Source organism: Exiguobacterium sp. B2(2022) (assembly GCF_028823655.1).
In the GTDB taxonomy this organism is placed as follows: Bacteria; Bacillota; Bacilli; order Exiguobacteriales; family Exiguobacteriaceae; genus Exiguobacterium; species Exiguobacterium aestuarii_A.
In genome coordinates, this window is sequence record NZ_JAPEHX010000023.1 from 1 (window position 1) to 18,454 (window position 18,454).

Below are 18,454 nucleotides of genomic sequence, written 5' to 3' on the forward strand. Positions count from 1 at the left end.
AAATTTTCAAGACTTCTTTCACTTTTTCAATCATTCCGTATATATCAAACGGCTTTTCAAATTGTGCAGTGATTCCGAGACGACGCACCTCGTCAATCACCGTTTCTTCTCCGAATGCCGTCATGATCATGACAGGTGTCTCTAGTTCTTGTTCTCTCATTCGACGCAATACCTCATGACCGAACATACGGGGCATGTTCATATCGAGAAGTACTAAATCGTATTGCTCTCGTTCTAAAAACTCCCAGGCTTTGATGCCGTCTTGCGCCGTGTCCACATCAACACCCATGTTCGTGAACACTTGTGCGAGCATCGTACGAATTCCGTCCTGGTCATCTGCAATCAACATCCGTGACATGCATGTCCCTTCTTTCATTCATCATTTTCCATAATCAAACATTTTAACCATACCAAACTCGCTTCTTTTTCGCGATGCCTATCTTTTGAAATCAAGGGAACGATGACTCGGTATCTTCTTGTTGTTCTTCTTTCAATTGTGCAGGTACTTCTAGCGCGTTCACACGTTCATAATCGGTTACTTCGGGAGCTTCTTCTTTGACATACACTTTCAGAAAGTCCCCTTCTGCTAATAATGACGGAGTCGCAATGGCGAGCGGTCGCTTCTTCCCGCCTTCATCGTAGCCGATGAGGTCGTACCGATATCCGTTCGATGTCTGTGTCGCCACTTCCGCGCTCGGGACCTTGACATAATACACATCGGCTAACAGACGATCCAGATTGACATAACGCCAGCCTACTATGAATAGAACGCCAATCAATAAGACGGCGATGAGTTTTCGCATCATAAACAGTTCTCCTTCAACGTAAGAGTGACTACTTATGAGATATACCGTTATTCCGAAGTCATGAAACCATTCCACGAAAAGAGGCTCATCCTGTTCAGAATGAACCTCTCGTGTGACGCGTTGGATGTTATGATTCGACAGTCACTGGAACGACTGCGATTTCAATCTCTTTCTCGACCTCTTCACGTTCCTCTTTCAAACGCTCATCTGACCATTTGAAGACATCGGCCATACAGCGAAGGACACCGTCTTTATATTGACGGACGAAGTCGATATCGAAGAACATTGCGCCCGTGCGGCGAATTAAGAAGTCGATGGCACGTACGACTGATTCTTCTTCGATTCCGTAAACCAATTGCGCATAGACGATTTCAGGAAGGTCATATGCGTTCGCATCCATCCGTTCGATGACGCGATCGATATTCGATCCGTATAGACGAACGAGTTCTTCCGCATGGTTTGCGTCTAAGCCATGATTTTGAAGTTCTTTTGTTTTCTTCTCAAGGAAGTCTTTGAAGCCTTTCGAACCGCCGACGTGACCACCTGACATCGGCATATGCTTCGTCCGGCTAGCCAAATAGACGACACCGTCTTCTTCTTTCAACAGTTTTGCGACGAGGTCGACGACCGTTTCCGACATCTTGCGATACCCTGTCAATTTACCACCGGCAATCGTGATTAAGCCGCTGTCTGACTGCCAAATTTCGTCCTTACGTGAAATTTCAGAAGGGTCTTTTCCTTCTTCATAAATCAACGGACGAATACCTGCCCAACTTGATTCCACATCATCCGCTGTGACATGGACGTCTGGGAACATATAGTGAATCGCTTCTAAAATGTAATCGCGGTCTTCCGTCGTCATGCGTGGGTGCGCTTTGTTTTTATCGAAGAACGTATCCGTCGTTCCGACGTATGCTTTGTTTCCACGTGGAATCGCAAAGACCATGCGACCGTCTGGTGTATCAAAGTAAATCGCTTGTTTGAGCGGGAACTTCGACTGGTCGATGACCAAGTGAATCCCTTTCGTCAGGCGAAGCTGTTTCCCTTTTTTCGAGTTATCTTCTTCTCGTAACTCGTCGACCCATGGACCGGTCGCGTTGATGATTTTCTTCGCATAGACGTCATACGTCGACCCGTCAATCTGGTCTTCGACGTGTACACCGGCCACTTTGCCGTTTTCGTAAATCAATCCTGTCACTTTGGCGTAGTTCATGAGAAGTGCACCATGATTCGCTGCTTCTTTCGCCACTTCAATCGTCAATCGTGCGTCATCTGTGCGGTACTCGACGTAATAGCCGCCTCCGACCAAATCATCTTTTTTTACGAGCGGTGCCTTTTTGATGACCTCATCTGGTTTGAGCATCATGCGACGTTCTGCACGTTTAACGCCTGCGAGGAAGTCGTACACCATCAGTCCGATCGATGTTGAGAAGGGACCGAATGTCCCCCCTTTGTGCATCGGTAAGAGCATTTGTTCCGGTGTCGTGACGTGTGGACCATTCTCGTATACGATGGCCCGCTCTTTCCCGACTTCTGCGACGAGCGCCACTTCGAATTGTTTCAAATAGCGGAGTCCCCCGTGAACAAGTTTCGTCGAACGACTTGATGTCCCTGCAGCAAAGTCTTGCATCTCGAGGACAGCTGTCTTCATCCCACGCGATGACGCATCGAGCGCAATCCCCGCTCCGGTAATCCCTCCACCGACAACAAGAACGTCATGACGTTCACTTGTCAGTTGCTCATATCGTTTCGCTCGTTCTTTCGCTGAGAAATTTCTGATTTCCATCTTATTCCCTCCTATAGTAAGTACGGTTCAATGAATAGAAAAAGAGACCACAACAAAAACAAGGCTTCCCCCTTCTGTTGTGGTCTCTCTATTGTCTCGAACCGAATATCAACTTTTCTCCTGTATTATACCCTATTCTTTTGAGTTCAATCATCTCTTACGCTTGAGCAACCTGTAATGTGTTGTTTCACAAGCATCCGACTCGCATTTTTGATTCGAGAAGCTTAGACTTCAAGGTATCATGTTGAAGGAGGATTTCAGATGAAACGTATGTTACAACCTTTTCAGTTTAAAAATGGCGTCGAAGTACCGAATCGCCTCGTATTGGCACCGATGACACATTACTCATCAGAGCCAACGGGCGAAGTATCCGAGCATGAGCTCGCCTACTATCGGAAGCGGGCGCAAAACGTCGGGCTCGCCATCACGGCTTGCGCCTACGTGACAGAAGACGGGAAAGGTTTCCCGAACGCATTCGGGGTCAATGACGACAAATTCATCCCGGGTCTCCGTCAATTGGCGGAAAGTTTAAAAGCGGAAGGCGCAAAAGCCATCCTTCAAATTTTCCACGCCGGACGGATGTCACCACCTGAACTCGTCCCGAACGAACAACCTGTAAGTGCAAGTGCCGTCGCACCTGTCCGAGAGGGTGCCGCTACACCTCGTGCCCTCGAGACGTCAGAGGTCGAAGCCATCATCGAGGCGTTCGGCGAAGCGACGCGTCGCGCCATCGAAGCCGGATTTGACGGAGTCGAGATTCACGGGGCGAACACCTACTTGATTCAACAATTCTTCTCACCGCACTCAAATCGCCGTGAAGATCGCTTCGGCGGTGATGTCCATGGACGTTTGACGTTCCCACGCGAAGTCATTCGCCGTGTCAAAGAAGCAGCCGCAGATGCAGAAAACTTCCTCGTCGGCTATCGCTTCTCACCAGAAGAAATCGAAGAGCCAGGCATCACGCTCGACGACACGGATGTGTTGCTCGATATGATTTTAGAAGAAGGCGTCGATTATATTCACGCGTCTCTCTGGAACTTCAATACGGCTTCCATGCGTGACGAGAACGTCACGGAACGTTCGATTGACCGCATCGCCAAACGAATCAATGGTGCCATCCCGCTCATCGGAGTCGGGCAACTTCAGCGTCCGGCGCAAGTCGAAGACGCACTCGAGGTCGTCGACCTTGCCGCGCTCGGTCGCGAACTGATCATCGACCCGGAATGGCTTGAAAAAGTGAAATCGGACCGCGAAGACGAGATTGAGACAGAACTCGACTTGAACAAACAAGCCGAACTCGCTGTTCCCGCTCCACTCTGGAACGCCATTACGACTCGTGCCGGTTGGTTCCCGATTAAAGATCAAGAAGTGAAGTAACACAAAGCACCGCGGTCTTTTTTGATCCGCGGTGCTTTTTTATGCGTCCCACTCTTCTCGTAACATGCCCATCCGAATCGAATCGTAGCGCTTCTCGTTCACGACACGCACTTGACGGATTCGACCTTCCAGTTGCATACCTACTTTTTCAGCGACCCGCATCATCCGTTCATTTCCTGACCATGTCGTCAAGCCGACACGGACGACTGGTAACGTCTCAAATAAATGTTCGGTCCATAGACGAAGGGCACGCGTCCCGACACCACGATTCCAGCGGTCGGACTGATGCAAGATGATTCCCATCTCGAGCCACTCTCGTCCGGTATCTTCGAAATAGTAAGAAACGGTCCCATATACGGTTCCATCCACTTCAATGACCCACATGTCATCTTTTTGGATGAGCGACTGCTCGATTTGCTGAAACTCTTCGTAGGACATCGCCTTGTGTTCAAAGTAAGGGGCGTCCCATTGTTTCCACTCCGGTGTCGCATCCCGATAAATCAATTCCCATAGTCGTGATAAGTCTTGTTCTTCAATCGGTCGAATGACCACTTCATTGTCTTGTCGCATCTTGTCTTCCTCTCTAAAGATCGTCCTTACCTTATTCTTGCGTCCCATTCGAATCTCCTTTTTTTCGCTTACGCCAGATGAACGCAAGAATCAAGACGATCAAACTCGCCATGACGGAAGCGATTGCAATTGGACTCGAATCGGTCATAAACAATTGTCCGATGGAGACAGAATAGGCAAGTCCGAACGAAGTGACGAGTTTTGCACCGAACGCGATGCCCGCGAAACGTGGGAACGGCACGCGACTGAATCCGGCCGCAAGACAGATGACCTCGTCCGGCAAAATCGGAATGATGAATAAGACGAGCAAAATGCCAAGACCATACTTCTCGACATATCGGTCGTACGTCTTCAACTTCTCCTCATCGACCCAGCGGATAATCCGTTCACGACCGAACCGAGCCAATCCATACATGACAAAGATACCAAGCGTGGTCGCGATACTCCCGACTAAAGCCGCACGAAACGGTCCGAGCGCGACACTTCCAATCGGCACACTGACCGCTTCCGGGACCGGCAAGGCAATCGGCTGTAAAAAGCTGAATGCCGCGAACACCCAGACCGCCTGTCGTTCATATTGCTCTAAAAGACGATCTAACCCGTATGTGTCATAGAGAACAAGTCCGAAAGAGACATAATAGACGAGAACGAAAATCAAGAAGAGAGAGAACGTAATTTTCCACATTTGCTTCAGGATGACATTCGAGCCGTCCCGAATCGCCCGTAGTAGCCCGACCGATAGAGCGAGTAAGACGACGCCCGTCCACCCGAGCTGGTACGGCAATAGGAGGGAAGGTAAGACGACAAACGGCAACAGACTGAGCGCGACAAGCCCCAATCCGTATCCAAGATAAATCGAATGTCGTTCTTTCATGAGCCATCACCCTCTCCCCGTTCTACTTCTAGTGTACCCAGAAAGTGAAGGGGATGTATCCTGCCAAGGGCACCTTCCATCTCATGCTTTTGATGTAGAAAAAACCACGATCCGCAATGGACCGTGGTGTTCAATCACTTATTCTCCAAGTGACGCTTGGATAAAGTCATGGAATAGACGTTGTGGACGTTCTGGACGCGAAATCAACTCTGGGTGGAACTGTGATGCCACGAACCACTTGTGTTCTGGAATCTCAATGATTTCTACGAGACGACCGTCCGGGCTCGTACCTGAGAACTTAAAGCCTTCTGCTTCAAACGCTTCACGGTACTCGTTGTTGAACTCGTAACGGTGACGGTGACGCTCGTATACGAGCTCTTGATCGTATGCGGCGTGTGCGTTCGTCCCTTTTTCGAGTTTACATGGGTAGAGTCCGAGACGGAGTGTACCGCCAAGGTCTTCGATATCCTTTTGCTCTGGAAGAAGGTCGATGATCGGATATGGTGTCGATGGATCGATTTCAGCCGTATGGGCACCTTCCAACTTCAAGACGTTACGGGCAAACTCGACCGTCGCGAGTTGCATTCCGAGACAGATTCCGAAGAATGGGACATTGTTTTCACGAGCGAAACGTGTCGCTTCGATTTTCCCTTCGATCCCACGTTCTCCGAATCCACCAGGAACGAGGATACCATCAGCATCCCCAAGGATGTCCGAGACGTTTTCAGCTGTCACGTCTTCTGCGTTGATCCAGTCGATATCGATGTCCGCATTGAACGCATAACCCGCATGCTTGAGTGCCTCTGCGACTGAGATATACGCATCACGCAACTCGACGTATTTCCCGACGAGTGCGATTTTCACTTTCTTCTCAAGGTGTGTGACCGTGTGAACGAGCTCTTTCCACGCCGTCATGTCGGCAGCCGGTGTATTGAAACCGAAGTAGTCGTTGACGAGTTGGTCCATTCCTTGTTTTTGAAGATTGAGCGGCACTTCGTAAAGTGTCGACGCATCTTGCGCCTCGATGACCGCCTCTTTACGCGTATCACAGAAGAGTGCGATTTTCTCACGCATATCTTCTGGAATGTCGTGCTCTGTACGGAGAACGATGATGTCTGGCTGAATCCCGTAGCTGCGAAGCTCTTTGACGCTGTGTTGCGTCGGTTTCGTCTTCATCTCGCCTGCCGCGCGAAGGTAAGGAACGAGCGTACAGTGAACGTACATGACGTTCTCTTTCCCGATGTCATTTTTTACTTGGCGAATGGCTTCGATGAACGGAAGAGATTCGATATCTCCGACTGTTCCACCAATCTCTGTAATGACGACATCAGCGTTCGTCTCACGTCCTGCACGGAAGACACGGTCTTTGATTTCATTCGTAATATGTGGAATGACCTGAACCGTTCCACCGTTATAGTCTCCACGACGCTCTTTTTTCAAGACAGTCGAATAAATGCGACCTGATGTGACGTTCGCGTTTTGCGACAAGTTGATGTCGATGAAGCGCTCATAGTGTCCGAGGTCAAGGTCAGTCTCAGCGCCATCATCTGTGACGAATACTTCTCCGTGTTGATACGGGCTCATCGTACCTGGGTCAATGTTGATGTATGGGTCAAACTTTTGAATCGTGACGTTGAGTCCTCGATTTTTGAGTAGACGCGCGAGTGAAGCTGCCGTGATCCCTTTACCGAGCGAAGATACTACCCCGCCTGTTACGAAAATGTACTTTGTCATGTTTCTTTCTCCTCTCTTGAATACCAACCATCGGGAAACGAAAAAACAAAAAAAGCAAAAGTGCCCCCGTGAATGGAGGACACTTTTGCTGCATCGTTACGTGCTAAACTAGCCCATGACTAATTTACGCCAGAGACGATACAGTCGTCAAGATATTATTTTTTCTTTTTTCCAAGTCGATGAAAACGACTAAAAAAGAAAAAGAGACACGCCTAGCCGGGCGCGATGCCCGGCTTTTTGCGGTCTCTTATAAATCATCCTCGTCTTCGAGATCGAGGTCGTCGTCCAAGTCGTCGTCCTTGAAGTCATCAAGGCCTTCTACTTTTTCTTCTTCGTCCTCATTGTCAAATTCAGATGAATCATAATCTTCTACTTTTGCGAATACATCTAAGTCATCTTCGATGTCGACGATGCCTTCGTCTGCTTCTTCGAACTCTTCTTCGAATTCGTCAAGTTCACCACGTTGACGTGCTTCGATGACGAGATCTTCATCCGACTTATCGAATGGATACCAAACGCGAAGCGCCCAACGGTTTGCTCCCAAGTTGACGAACAACCCGTCGATGTTCAAATCGGTGTAAAGTTGTGCGATTTTCTCGAGCTCTTCTTCTTCACTCGCAAACGTATAGTTTTGCTTGATTTTTTCGCGAATCTCATCAAAAGAAACAGGCTGTTCGCCAGTTTCTTGGAGAAGTTCATAAACGAAATCAATCAACGATTTATTCATTAAAGGACACTCCTTTTCCGTCACTAGTTAAACATCACTCCTCATTATAAACAAAAGCGATATGAAAAAGCTAGAGGAAATTATGATTCATTGGATGCCTCGGCTCGAACACGGAACCAATAAACACTGATCAACCCGATATTGAACAACCACGTCAGTCCCAGAACGCCAAACATCCATCCTCGCGGGATTTGAAATGACAATTCCGCATTGACGGTCTGTCCAACGTATAAACCGTACGCTAATAATCCGACCATCAGAAATGAGTAGGACACGACCATCCCGAACCGCTTCCACAATTGAATGAGCAACGAGGCAAACTCTTTGTTCTCCCCGTACTCTTCGAATAAATAGGTATGACTGACACTCGAATACATAGTTTGTGTATAGCCACTCACAAATAATACTGGTATGAATGCAAGAGGTTCGATAAACCCTAGGAAAAAAACCAAAGAGGAGATGAGTAAAACAAGATAAGGATGGCGGGCAAAATCAAATATATGACCAAATAAGATCCAACCAATTACGCCGGCTAAAAACGGAACGAACACATATATTATTAATACTTGGAACGAATAGAGAGCAATGCTGACAAACACAGCACCAATCAACGTCCAACCGCCGAACAATCCAATGACAAATGACAATAATTGAACTTGGCGCGTCCGACTCGCCCCAATGAAGGTCCGAACCCGTTTTTGGAATAACAACCAACCCACATATGCTAACAAAATAATCATCAGACTAAACACTTCGATATAGCCACGCGCTCCTTCTAAGAGACTAAGGAGACGACTAATCAACGTAAAGACAGTGACCGCGATAAAGGCGCGGAGAAAAGAACGGGTGTCAAACTGCCATGTCGCAGATTTTTGAAGGGGTAACTTTCTCACGAATAGCCAAGGCAAAATAAGACTCACTAAGAATAAGGCGATGGCAAGATTGTACGACTGTGTCAACGCATAAGAGAACACAGCAATCCAGCCGACTAACATGAGAACCAAAGGCCATGAGCTGCCACCCTCTTCTTCTGACTCAGGATCTTCCGCAGGCTTCAGTTCGTTCAATTGCGATAGAATCGTCGTCATGATGGTACCGACTCCAATCGAGCCGACGCCTACCAAAAACGCGCTCCACTCAATGGCGCGATCAAATGGAAGCACAAAACACACGAGACCGACGACAAGGACAGACAAAGCAATTAAAAATGTATCCTTTGAACCGCGTCGACCAATGACATACACCCACAATAACAGACCAGACATACTCGCCACATAAAAAATCAGGAATGGAATGAGACGCCCGACACCTTCTTCGACTGCCATGATGGACAAAAACAAAATCTGGGGAAGGATTTGGCTACTAAGCGCACTGACAATCGTCAACAAGACAATCATATTTTTCACGGTCCGCACCCCTATCTCAAGATTGAATATTCTGCTCTTCAGTCATCCTTTCCCATATCCATTTATCAATGAACCTTTTTCGGAACACATTCACTTCTCAGTTTCTTCACATTTCTGTCGATATAGAAGAGAACCCCAATTTAGATATGACATAAAAGGAGAATCGAATATGGCATTTTTTCGTAAAACTACTTCAACAGATTTCGTCGCTTCAGAAGGTTTTCCCGACATTCAGACAATCGCCAAACCGTCTGACTCGAGTTTGAGCGGACGCACTCATTATATGGGTTACACGACCTCTCAAGTGAAGCGTCTACAAGATATGGCTCCGCTCGTGGAGTCCGTGCTAGATGACGTACTTGAAAGCGTGCTCGACCACTTAATGCTCCAACCCGAAATGGTTCGCATCGCAAACGCTTCATCAACAAGGGAGCGTTTAAAGAAAGTATTCGCCGATTATTTCCGCAGTTTGTTGACGGGAAACATCGATGACAAGTTCTTAGCCATGCGAAAACGAATGGGACAGACACATCACCACTTCGCGGTCCCTGTCGTCTGGTTCCTCGCGACGTATTCTGCTTTTAACACACTCCTCGTGCCGAAAGTCGTCGAGACATATCAACATGACCCGGCGACTTTGACAGAATCGCTTTTGGCGTTATCACACGCGATGAACTTAGACGCGCAAATCGTTACCGAACAATACGTGAACGCCCGTCTCGATGAACTCGAGTCCGCAAACGAAGCCCGTGCCACATTATTAAGCGACGTCTCACGCGTCAGTGCAGAAGTCGCCACGACGATGGACCGAACGGGGCAAGCGATGTCTGAAACAAGCAATCGCGCGCATCAAGTCCTTGCGGAAACGGAGCAAACGGAAAAGATGAGTCGCCACTTGATGACGTTGACACATACGAACGGCGAACAAATCGAACAGATGGAAGTCGAATTCAAACAGTCTGCTACTTATGTAGACACTTCGCTCGATCGCATCACGGCTCTAAAAAATGGTTCTCAAGAAATCGTCAGCATGACGCGAAGTATCGAACAAATCGCCAATCAAACGAACTTGCTCGCCTTAAACGCCTCAATCGAAGCGGCTCGAGCGGGTGAACACGGCAAAGGATTCGCTGTCGTCGCCACCGAGGTGCGCACACTCGCGGAGAACGCAAAACAACTCAGCAGTCAAATCAATGCGCTCATTAACGAAAATGAAGCAAATATCGCCGAACTCTTCGATCAAATGGGGCATATGCATCGGACGAATGATGAAGCAATGCGTCAACTGAACGCCGTGAAAGCAGGTTTCTCGACCGTTCAAGATGAAATGGGGCAATACGTCCTTTCATTTGAACGGAACAAACAAGACCTCGGACAGATGGTTGAAACCATTTCATCCATCAACGAGACGACACAAGGTTTGTCTCACCTGACCTCTTCACTTCTATCCACCGCTGAAATGCAATAAACAAACAAGGCACGGTCCGCGGACCGTGCCTTCCTGCATTATTGTACAATCGGTTCCGGTATCTCGATGGCTTTCAGCGAGCGATCGAGTAATTCGACGACGTCGAACGTGCCGACCGTCTCATCGACTTCCTTCGCTTTCGTTCCATCAGACAACATCGTCAAACAGTACGGACATGCCGAACCGATGACTGTCGGTTTCGTTTCAAGCAATTGTTCCGTCCGAGCCACGTTAACACGTGTCCCGACTTTCTCTTCTTGCCACATGAGGCCACCACCAGCTCCACAACACATGCCGTTTTCACGGTTGCGTGTCGCTTCGACGAGTTCGACACCTGGGATTCGTTCGAGGACGAATCGTGGTGCATCATAAATGCCGTTGTAACGACCGAGGTAACAAGAGTCGTGATAGACGACACGCTCATTCACTTGAAGATCAGGCTGAATTCGACCCGTATCGAGCAACTCGGCGAGTAACTCCGTATGGTGATACACTTTCACACCATCAAGTCCGAAGTCTGGATACTCGTTTTTAAATGTGTTGTAGGCGTGTGGGTCGACCGTGACGATTTTCGTCACCCCGTACTTCTCAAACAATTTAATGTTCGCTTCGGCGAGTTCTTGGAAGAGTAATTCGTTTCCGATTCGACGAGGTGTGTCCCCTGAGTTCTTCTCTTCGTTTCCGAGAATAGCGAATGAGACGCCCGCCTTGTTCAAGACGCTCGCAAAGCTCTGCGCGACTTTTTGACTACGGCTATCGTAAGAGCCCATCGCACCGACCCAGAAGAGGTATTCGAATTCTTCGCCTGCTTTTTTCTTCTCTTTCGCCGTCGGAATGACGAGTTCTGTATCCTTGCGCCAGTTCTCGCGTTCTTTCCGGTTCATTCCCCACGGGTTTCCTTGACGCTCGATGTTTGCGACCGTGCGCTGTGCCTCAGGGTCCATCTTCCCTTCCATCATGACGAGGTAACGACGAAGGTCGATGATTTTATCGACGTGCTCGTTCATGACCGGACATTGATCTTCACAGTTCCGGCACGTCGTACACGCCCAGATTTCTTCTTCCGTGATGACGTTGCCGATCAATTCGTCTGCGACGAGCATATGGCCATCTTGCGCTGCTGCTGCGATTTCAGCACCTTGCGTGTTTTGGAACATGAGTGCCGGTGCCCACGGTGATTTTCTTGTGACCGCCGCCCCTTTCATATTCATATGGTCACGAAGTTTGACGATCAAGTCCATCGGTGACAACATCTTCCCAGTCCCCGTTGCCGGACATACATTCGTACAACGTCCGCACTCGACGCAAGCGTATAAGTCGACGAGTTGCTTCTGGTTAAAGTCTTCAATCTTGTTGACCCCGAAGACGATTTCTTCATCTGACTCTTCCGCTTCTTCCATCGCTGAAAAATCAACAGGTGCCAAGCGACCGACTTTGTGTGTGCGCCCGAGCCAGACGTTGAGCGTCCCGGCGATCAAGTGCGCGTGTTTGCCTTGCGGGATGTAGACCATGAAGCTGAGTAAGAATAAGAGGTGCATCCACCAAAAGACGACGAACAAGGCGAAAGCGATCGGACCTGGTACCCAAGCAAACGCTGAACCGATGAGTGTCGCAACCGGTTCACCCCACATCGGGAGCTCTTCTTTATAGACGAGGTAAAACCCGTTCCCGAACAAGACGGAAACCATCAATCCGCCGATGAAGATGAGGGCGAGACCTGCTAAAAAGTTTCGTTTCAAGCGCACGAGCTTCTCGACGTAACGACGGTAGAATCCCCAAACGACCGCGACGAGAATCATGAGCATGACGATTTCTTGCATGAACGTGAAAATCGGATAGAGTGGACCGAGCGGGATGTGTGGGAAACGTGTTCCGACCGCTAGTCCTTTCCAAATAAAATCAATCGCCCCGAATTGGACGAGGATAAAACCATAAAACATCATGACGTGAATGGCGCCACTCTTTTTATCCTTTAACAATTTCTTTTGACCGAACACGTTGATCATGACCTGTTCGAGTCGTTCTTTGTTCGTTTGGCTCCATTCTGCCTTCTTCCCGAGCTTGATGAATGTATAACGCTGATGAACCAGCGAAGCAAATAAATACACCCCATAGCCGAGGACGAGCAAGAATAGAATCCAGTTGACGATTAAAAATGTAGACATCCCCAAAACTCCCCCTTTTGAAAACGGATTCAATCTTGAATTCAGTATATCAAATGATGAATGAACAGTCATTCATTTTTGTGAAGTTCTCGTCAGAAGTTTAGAAGATGTTTCAAGATGAGCAATAATCCCCCATAACTACATACGGCCAATACGAATGTGCGGAAGTGCAGATTTCGGTCGGACGGGAGTTCAAACTTCACGATATTGAGAATCATCGCTCCGGCCACGAACGCAAAACAGAGCGCTTCGATGTGCGCGGCCAAGTCAATCCAGCGTGAAAAGAACCCACCGAGCAAAATCCCACCGCTCAACAAGTAGCGTCCTTGTCGCATGTAACGTTCTCCATAGTGCCGATTCAAGTCATGCCCGAGCGCCAAAAAGTGGACACCGAGTGCCGTCGCATAGAAGCTTCTCGCAACGAACGTCACGGAGTCCGCCGTCACCACATACGCTGAAAATGTCATGTATGCCGTGAGCAAGGTCACTTGTAGCCAATACGAAACGGCCCGATCGACCGCTTCATCTTGGAAGTGAGGCGTCCGAACGAACCGCATCGTACCGTAGAACAACGTAAACCCGATGAGACTGACGATGTAAATCTCTGAAGGTAAGGCCAGATTCAACCAATCGATGCGAAGCGTGTCCTGGCGTTTGTTCAGCGACGGCAAGAGATGCATGAAGAAGTAAGTGATGGCGACCCCGCTCGAGAAAGAGAACCATTTCTTTGAAGGAACGGTCTCTTCCCGGAACAAATAGATGCCGAAGAAGTTAATCAGCGCCAAATAGATGATGATCCAGTTCGCCATCTCGTCTTCATCCTCTCAAATCAATCCAAAACCGCTCGACAATCGTCCCATCTTCTTCCGTATACGGTGTGTCCGCGACGCCACCGTTGTTTAAAATGACTTGACGGGAAGCGACGTTTGTCCGATTACACGTAATTAAGGCACGCTCAATGCCTAGCTCTTTCACTTTCTCAAGCGCAAGTTGTAATTGAATCGTAGCGAGTCCGCGTCCACGCGCACTCGGTTTTACCCCGTATCCGACATGCCCGCCAATCTTCAAGAGCGATTCATTCAACTCGTGACGAATGTTCGCCGCCCCGAGAAGCTCCTCTCCGTCCGTGAGCCAATACGTCGTGCTCGGGACCCAGCCTTCCTCTATGTTCTCACGTAACTCTTTCTGACGTAACGTGTTGACGTACGCCTCGAAGTCTGTCGTTTCTCGGTCCACCGAGGTCGGGACAATCCGTTCATCTCGTTCGTACCATTCCTCTAAAAATGCGAGAATCTGTTCTTTTTGTTCGACAGACGTCTTGATTAGTCTTAACATCACATTTCCCCCTTTATTCATTTCCATTCGCGCTCTATAAATTGATTTCCTTGTTCCTTCATCTTAAGGAACGCACACTCGAAATAAAATGGACGTTCTCGTCAAGGTTTGTCCCCTTTCAGACATGAAAAAAGTGCCACCTTGTTCAGATGACACTTTCGGTATGCTTATTCTTCGAGTCCGAGACGTTGCGGCATGTGTGGAGCGAGTTGTCTCGCTTCTTCTAACCGCCCTGCTTCGACGAGCGTATGGAAATGTAAGAACTGTTCGTGCGATGCATCACTGATGGCTGCCAAATAATCGACGTACCGATCGTATACCGCTTTGTCCTCTGGACGTGCCTCGATGAGTGCGATATACAGGCGAACGGTGTCTTCTCCGTAAAGGAGCGGGAACTCATCGTTCAATTGAAGCAGTTTATCGATCGAATTGACATCGACACCGTTCTCCTGATCGTAGTGCGTGATGACTTGTTCGGCATGGTCCTCGAGGCGACCGCGCCACTCTTCATACTCTTCTTCGTTTGTTTCGAGCATCTCGAACCAGTCTTCGTTCAACATCTCTTCAATCTTGTTTACGCGTTCTGTAAAGTTCATCAGTCTTCTCCTCCTTCAAATGTCCATGTGACATGTACTTCATATATGCCAACATCTTCTTCATTCATGGACAACTCATATACGAACGTACATGATTCTTCTGACACATCGAGGCGCGATGTCGTCGTCGCCATCGTCATCGACATATATGGATTCTTGTATAAGCTTTGCGTGAAGCGACCTTCGATGAAGGAGTGATTCATCTCGATTGGTCCCTTACAGATCAGCGCCAATCGTTCCGGCGTATACTTGATTGTCGTCGGGACCGGTCCGTCCTCTTGTTGTTGGTCAAACATTAAAATAAAGCCAGTCTTCAATGGATAATATAAGCCGTCAGCCGAGAGTTCGATTGCCTCTGGCATATCACTCATCCGTGTTGTTTGCTGGACACGCACGCGAAGTGGTTCAATCGCCATGCTCATCCCCCTTTCCGTCAACTCATCGTACCATATGTGGTAGGAGTCGTTCTATCGACGGCGCTTCGTTTTCACGTAGACGAGATGGTCTACCCACTCCTCATTCTCATAGATAAACCCTTCTCTCGTACACTCGTACGACATGCCGACACGCTCCGCGAGACGAACCGACGCCTCATTGTCGAGATTGATATGTGCCTCGATTCGTTGAAAGTTCAAATCGTCAAAAGCGATACGTATCGCCAGGTCGACTGCTTCTGTGCCATACCCTTGACCCCAATGCTGATTATGAATCGTATACCCGACCCTCCCCCATTGAAACGCATCTCGCGCAAGAGTAGAAAAATCCACCATACCAAGGTGTGTCCCATCGTCGAGTCGGAAAATGGCGAAGACATGTGCCTCGTCTTCAAGCGCAAGTGCCTGATGGTTGTCGACTAGCTGGTCAAACCAAACGGACGTACAGTCGCTCATGTCTAATTTCCCAGGGTCATACTCATGTTGCGAAACAAGACGATTTGTAAATCCACTTAACCACGCGTCATAATCTTGTTTCTCTAACGGTCGTACAACGATTCGATTCGTTTTTCGTTGATGCGTAAATCGGTTCAATCTTTCAGGTCCCCTTCCTATTACTTTTATACAGTCAGAAAAACTTCTTCCACTTTCCTTCCGAAATCACATCGACCTTTCCTTCATTCACACGAATCGCAGTCTCGTCGTCAATCGCATAGGCGGGTGCCTGTAACGCTTCCGCCCACTCTGCCGCATCTCGTGACGTATTCTCCGGTAGCATCTCGTGATCGAGGTGTGGAAAGATTGAGAAGTCAACAAACCCTAACGTCTCATCGCTCTGCTCATCAGATGAACGCCATCCGACAAATGCTTCTCCGATTCGTGGGGTCATCACCATGCTGCCGGCGCTCAATCCGACATACACGCCTTCCCAAGATGAGAGTAACGCCACCACCCCAGACTGTTTCATCCAATGATATAAAAACAGCGGATCACCACCGTTCACCAATAACACGTCCGCTCGTTCAAATGCCGGTCTCCATACCGATTCATCGATACTCGGGAGCGCGCTCAGTTCGAGCACCCCGATCGACTTCCAGCCCAGTTCGCACATCGGTGTCGAGAAATCCCCCTTGGAAAAGTTCCATGCATGCTGCGTTCCACCGTTCAACGCATAGATGGCTGTCGGGATACAGAGTGCCTCACACTCTTCAATCGGCTTGTCCAATAACTCGAGAAGTGCTTGTTTGATGCTTTCGTTCTTTATACCTGCTGACGTTAATAACAGTTTCATCTCCGTCTCCTCCTTCTTCATCTCCCTATAAGGAGTTCGCATGAGTCGCCGTTATCCCCTTTGTTCAACAAAAAAGGCCGTAGACGAATTTTCGTCCACGACCTTGGAGTTCTGAAAAATTAACTGATTTTATACACGCGACCTTCGAACGGCTTCAAGTGAAGAAGCGTCGATTCTGCATCGCCCTCGACCGGCATGTTGCTCAAGACGACATCTTTCGCACGAAGTGTCTGGTCCATATCGAACATCGTCTCTTTCGCCGTCAAGTTCGTGACGACAAGGTACTGCGTATCACCGAGCGTACGCGTATACGCATAGACTTCCGGGTGATCCGGTAAAACGACATCATACGCCCCGTATACAAACGTCTCATCGTCTTTACGGAGTTGGATCATCTCTTTATAGAAGTTAAAGATAGAGTCCTCGTCTTCAAGCTGTGCTTCGACGTTGATGTCTGTATAGTTCGGGTTGATGCCGACCCATGGCTTCTCTGCGAATGTGAAGCCGGCGTTCGGTGCATCACTCCACTGCATCGGAGTGCGTGTGTTGTCGCGTGACGAGTTCCACGTGATCCGCATCATCTCGTCATGACTCTTCCCTTGCTCGACGCCGATATAGTAGCGATTGCGTGTCGCGATATCGTCATATTGGTCGATCGAATCGAATTTGACGTTCGTCATCCCGATTTCTTGACCTTGATAGATAAATGGCGTTCCTTGCATGAGGAAGTACATCATCGCAATCGACTTCGCACTTTCTTTCCAGTAACGTTCGTCGTCTCCCCATTTCGAGACCGTACGCGTCTGGTCGTGGTTTTCGACGTAAAGCGCGTTCCATCCGTCAGCCTCAAGTCCTTTTTGCCATTTCGTCAACACGTTCTTCAAGTGGACGACATCGAGTTTCGAATCGGCGTCCTCACTCCATAGGTCCATGTGTTCGAATTGGAAGACCATGTTCATCTTCCCTTCTTTTTCACCGACCCAAAGGTGCGCATCGTCAGGTGATACCCCGTTCGCCTCACCGACCGTCATGATGTCATGTTTATTGAACGTCTCGTCACGAAGTTCTTCTAAATAGTCGTGAATCCCGTCCACGTTCATGTGCATCTCGAACGACGGTACAAAGTCGAGGTCGTTTGGGTTCGGCAAGTCGGCGAACGTCGGATTCTTGCGGATGTGGCTGATCGCATCGACACGGAACCCGTCGATTCCTTTTTCGAGCCACCAGTTGATCATGTCGTATACGGCTGTACGCATCTCAGCGTTTTCCCAGTTGAGATCTGGCTGTTTTTTCGAGAAGACGTGCAAGTAGTATTGCTTTGTCGCTTCATCGAATTCCCAAGCCGAGCCGCCGAAGATGGATTCCCAGTTGTTCGGCTTCGAGCCGTCTGGTTTCCCGTCACGCCAGATATACCAGTCGCGCTTCGGATTGTCTTTTGAGCTCTTCGATTCAATGAACCAAGGGTGTTCATCCGACGTATGGTTGACGACGAGGTCGAGCAATAATTTCATACCGCGCTGATGCACCTCGTCCAATAAACGGTCGAAGTCTTCCATCGTACCGAATTCGTCCATGATGTCTTGGTAGTCACTAATGTCATACCCGTTGTCATCGTTTGGCGATTTATACATCGGGCAAATCCAGATGACGTCAATGCCGAGGTCTTTCAAATAGTCGAGCTTATCAATGATTCCTTGAATGTCTCCGATTCCGTCTCCGTTCGCGTCATAAAAACTGCGCGGATAGATTTGATAGGCGACGGCTTCTTTCCACCAGTTGCGTTTAAGCGTTTGTGTTTGTTGTTGTTCTCGTTGTAAAAGTTGCATGTGATCTAGATACTCCTTATCCCAAAACTCACTGCTCATCATTTATAATTATCTTATTC

The 18,454-nt window shown here is 48.5% G+C and carries 18 protein-coding genes; 2 read left to right on the forward strand and 16 right to left on the reverse strand.

The window, feature by feature from the left end; translation table 11 throughout:
- The 3 genes from ON063_RS06220 to ON063_RS06230 all read right to left on the reverse strand — a co-directional run.
- On the reverse strand, window positions 1–358 hold a 358-nt coding region (locus ON063_RS06220; protein WP_074035830.1), incomplete at its 3' end, for a response regulator.
- A 91-nt stretch (window positions 359–449) separates the two neighbouring features.
- On the reverse strand, window positions 450–806 hold the full coding sequence (locus tag ON063_RS06225; RefSeq protein WP_274664562.1) for a DUF1093 domain-containing protein: 357 nt from the start codon (window positions 804–806) through the stop codon (window positions 450–452).
- Window positions 807–933: 127 nt separating this feature from the next.
- Window positions 934–2,592, reverse strand: coding sequence for a glycerol-3-phosphate dehydrogenase/oxidase (locus tag ON063_RS06230; RefSeq protein WP_224862317.1), 1,659 nt, complete (start codon window positions 2,590–2,592; stop codon window positions 934–936).
- Window positions 2,593–2,853: 261 nt separating this feature from the next.
- Here ON063_RS06230 and ON063_RS06235 point away from each other — a divergent pair, with 261 nt between their 5' ends.
- Window positions 2,854–3,969, forward strand: a complete 1,116-nt coding sequence (locus ON063_RS06235) for an NADH-dependent flavin oxidoreductase (protein WP_274664563.1) — start codon at window positions 2,854–2,856, stop codon at window positions 3,967–3,969.
- A gap of 39 nt (window positions 3,970–4,008) precedes the next feature.
- Here the strand turns inward: ON063_RS06235 and ON063_RS06240 are convergent, their stop codons facing one another.
- From ON063_RS06240 to ON063_RS06260, 5 genes are all read right to left on the reverse strand, one after another.
- Window positions 4,009–4,539: a GNAT family N-acetyltransferase gene (locus ON063_RS06240; protein WP_274664564.1), complete on the reverse strand. Its 531-nt coding sequence runs from the start codon at window positions 4,537–4,539 to the stop codon at window positions 4,009–4,011.
- 31 nt (window positions 4,540–4,570) lie between these two features.
- Window positions 4,571–5,413, reverse strand: a complete 843-nt coding sequence (locus ON063_RS06245) for a TVP38/TMEM64 family protein (protein WP_274664565.1) — start codon at window positions 5,411–5,413, stop codon at window positions 4,571–4,573.
- 138 nt (window positions 5,414–5,551) lie between these two features.
- Window positions 5,552–7,147 carry a CTP synthase gene (locus ON063_RS06250; RefSeq protein ID WP_214774324.1) on the reverse strand — a complete coding sequence of 532 codons (1,596 nt, stop codon included), beginning with the start codon at window positions 7,145–7,147 and terminating at the stop codon, window positions 5,552–5,554.
- 247 nt (window positions 7,148–7,394) lie between these two features.
- Window positions 7,395–7,874, reverse strand: a complete 480-nt coding sequence (gene rpoE, locus ON063_RS06255; RefSeq protein ID WP_274664566.1) for a DNA-directed RNA polymerase subunit delta — start codon at window positions 7,872–7,874, stop codon at window positions 7,395–7,397.
- An 80-nt stretch (window positions 7,875–7,954) separates the two neighbouring features.
- A complete protein-coding gene (locus ON063_RS06260) occupies window positions 7,955–9,271 on the reverse strand; it encodes a hypothetical protein (RefSeq protein ID WP_274664593.1) in 1,317 nt (438 codons plus the stop codon).
- Window positions 9,272–9,449: 178 nt separating this feature from the next.
- On the opposite strand from ON063_RS06260, the gene ON063_RS06265 reads away from it, so the two are divergent.
- On the forward strand, window positions 9,450–10,748 hold the full coding sequence (locus tag ON063_RS06265) for a globin-coupled sensor protein (RefSeq protein ID WP_274664567.1): 1,299 nt from the start codon (window positions 9,450–9,452) through the stop codon (window positions 10,746–10,748).
- 38 nt (window positions 10,749–10,786) lie between these two features.
- On the opposite strand, the gene ON063_RS06270 is transcribed toward ON063_RS06265, so the two are convergent.
- The 8 genes from ON063_RS06270 to ON063_RS06305 all read right to left on the reverse strand — a co-directional run bounded on the left by ON063_RS06270 (window position 10,787) and on the right by ON063_RS06305 (window position 18,395).
- Window positions 10,787–12,913, reverse strand: a complete 2,127-nt coding sequence (locus ON063_RS06270; protein WP_274664568.1) for a (Fe-S)-binding protein — start codon at window positions 12,911–12,913, stop codon at window positions 10,787–10,789.
- Between the two features lie 92 nt (window positions 12,914–13,005).
- Window positions 13,006–13,722, reverse strand: coding sequence for a hypothetical protein (locus ON063_RS06275; RefSeq protein ID WP_274664569.1), 717 nt, complete (start codon window positions 13,720–13,722; stop codon window positions 13,006–13,008).
- A 7-nt stretch (window positions 13,723–13,729) separates the two neighbouring features.
- Window positions 13,730–14,248 (reverse strand): GNAT family N-acetyltransferase, encoded by a 519-nt coding sequence (locus ON063_RS06280; protein ID WP_214744620.1) that lies wholly within the window; start codon window positions 14,246–14,248, stop codon window positions 13,730–13,732.
- Between the two features lie 167 nt (window positions 14,249–14,415).
- Window positions 14,416–14,844 (reverse strand): hypothetical protein, encoded by a 429-nt coding sequence (locus ON063_RS06285; protein WP_074035800.1) that lies wholly within the window; start codon window positions 14,842–14,844, stop codon window positions 14,416–14,418.
- Window positions 14,844–15,260 (reverse strand): DUF1934 domain-containing protein, encoded by a 417-nt coding sequence (locus ON063_RS06290; protein WP_214694605.1) that lies wholly within the window; start codon window positions 15,258–15,260, stop codon window positions 14,844–14,846. Before ON063_RS06290 ends, ON063_RS06285 begins: the two co-directional genes overlap by 1 nt.
- A gap of 51 nt (window positions 15,261–15,311) precedes the next feature.
- Window positions 15,312–15,872, reverse strand: coding sequence for a GNAT family N-acetyltransferase (locus ON063_RS06295; RefSeq protein WP_274664570.1), 561 nt, complete (start codon window positions 15,870–15,872; stop codon window positions 15,312–15,314).
- A gap of 34 nt (window positions 15,873–15,906) precedes the next feature.
- A complete protein-coding gene (locus ON063_RS06300; RefSeq protein WP_274664571.1) occupies window positions 15,907–16,569 on the reverse strand; it encodes a Type 1 glutamine amidotransferase-like domain-containing protein in 663 nt (220 codons plus the stop codon).
- A 119-nt stretch (window positions 16,570–16,688) separates the two neighbouring features.
- Complete coding sequence (locus tag ON063_RS06305; RefSeq protein ID WP_274664572.1) at window positions 16,689–18,395, reverse strand: glycoside hydrolase family 13 protein; 1,707 nt, start codon at window positions 18,393–18,395, stop codon at window positions 16,689–16,691.
- Between the last annotated feature and the right edge of the window lie 59 nt (window positions 18,396–18,454).

Excerpts from the sequence above, each read along its gene's own strand:
- ON063_RS06260 (WP_274664593.1), bottom strand. The coding sequence starts at position 9,271 with ATGATTGTCTTGTTGACGATTGTCAGTGCGCTTAGTAGCCAAATCCTT.
- ON063_RS06240 (WP_274664564.1), bottom strand. The coding sequence starts at position 4,539 with ATGCGACAAGACAATGAAGTGGTCATTCGACCGATTGAAGAACAAGAC.
- ON063_RS06225 (WP_274664562.1), bottom strand. The coding sequence starts at position 806 with ATGATGCGAAAACTCATCGCCGTCTTATTGATTGGCGTTCTATTCATA.
- ON063_RS06245 (WP_274664565.1), bottom strand. The coding sequence starts at position 5,413 with ATGAAAGAACGACATTCGATTTATCTTGGATACGGATTGGGGCTTGTC.
- ON063_RS06305 (WP_274664572.1), bottom strand. The coding sequence starts at position 18,395 with ATGCAACTTTTACAACGAGAACAACAACAAACACAAACGCTTAAACGC.
- rpoE (WP_274664566.1), bottom strand. The coding sequence starts at position 7,874 with ATGAATAAATCGTTGATTGATTTCGTTTATGAACTTCTCCAAGAAACT.
- ON063_RS06275 (WP_274664569.1), bottom strand. The coding sequence starts at position 13,722 with ATGGCGAACTGGATCATCATCTATTTGGCGCTGATTAACTTCTTCGGC.
- ON063_RS06285 (WP_074035800.1), bottom strand. The coding sequence starts at position 14,844 with ATGAACTTTACAGAACGCGTAAACAAGATTGAAGAGATGTTGAACGAA.
- ON063_RS06230 (WP_224862317.1), bottom strand. The coding sequence starts at position 2,592 with ATGGAAATCAGAAATTTCTCAGCGAAAGAACGAGCGAAACGATATGAG.
- ON063_RS06265 (WP_274664567.1), top strand. The coding sequence starts at position 9,450 with ATGGCATTTTTTCGTAAAACTACTTCAACAGATTTCGTCGCTTCAGAA.
- ON063_RS06235 (WP_274664563.1), top strand. The coding sequence starts at position 2,854 with ATGAAACGTATGTTACAACCTTTTCAGTTTAAAAATGGCGTCGAAGTA.
- ON063_RS06270 (WP_274664568.1), bottom strand. The coding sequence starts at position 12,913 with ATGTCTACATTTTTAATCGTCAACTGGATTCTATTCTTGCTCGTCCTC.
- ON063_RS06300 (WP_274664571.1), bottom strand. The coding sequence starts at position 16,569 with ATGAAACTGTTATTAACGTCAGCAGGTATAAAGAACGAAAGCATCAAA.
- ON063_RS06280 (WP_214744620.1), bottom strand. The coding sequence starts at position 14,248 with ATGTTAAGACTAATCAAGACGTCTGTCGAACAAAAAGAACAGATTCTC.
- ON063_RS06290 (WP_214694605.1), bottom strand. The coding sequence starts at position 15,260 with ATGGCGATTGAACCACTTCGCGTGCGTGTCCAGCAAACAACACGGATG.
- ON063_RS06250 (WP_214774324.1), bottom strand. The coding sequence starts at position 7,147 with ATGACAAAGTACATTTTCGTAACAGGCGGGGTAGTATCTTCGCTCGGT.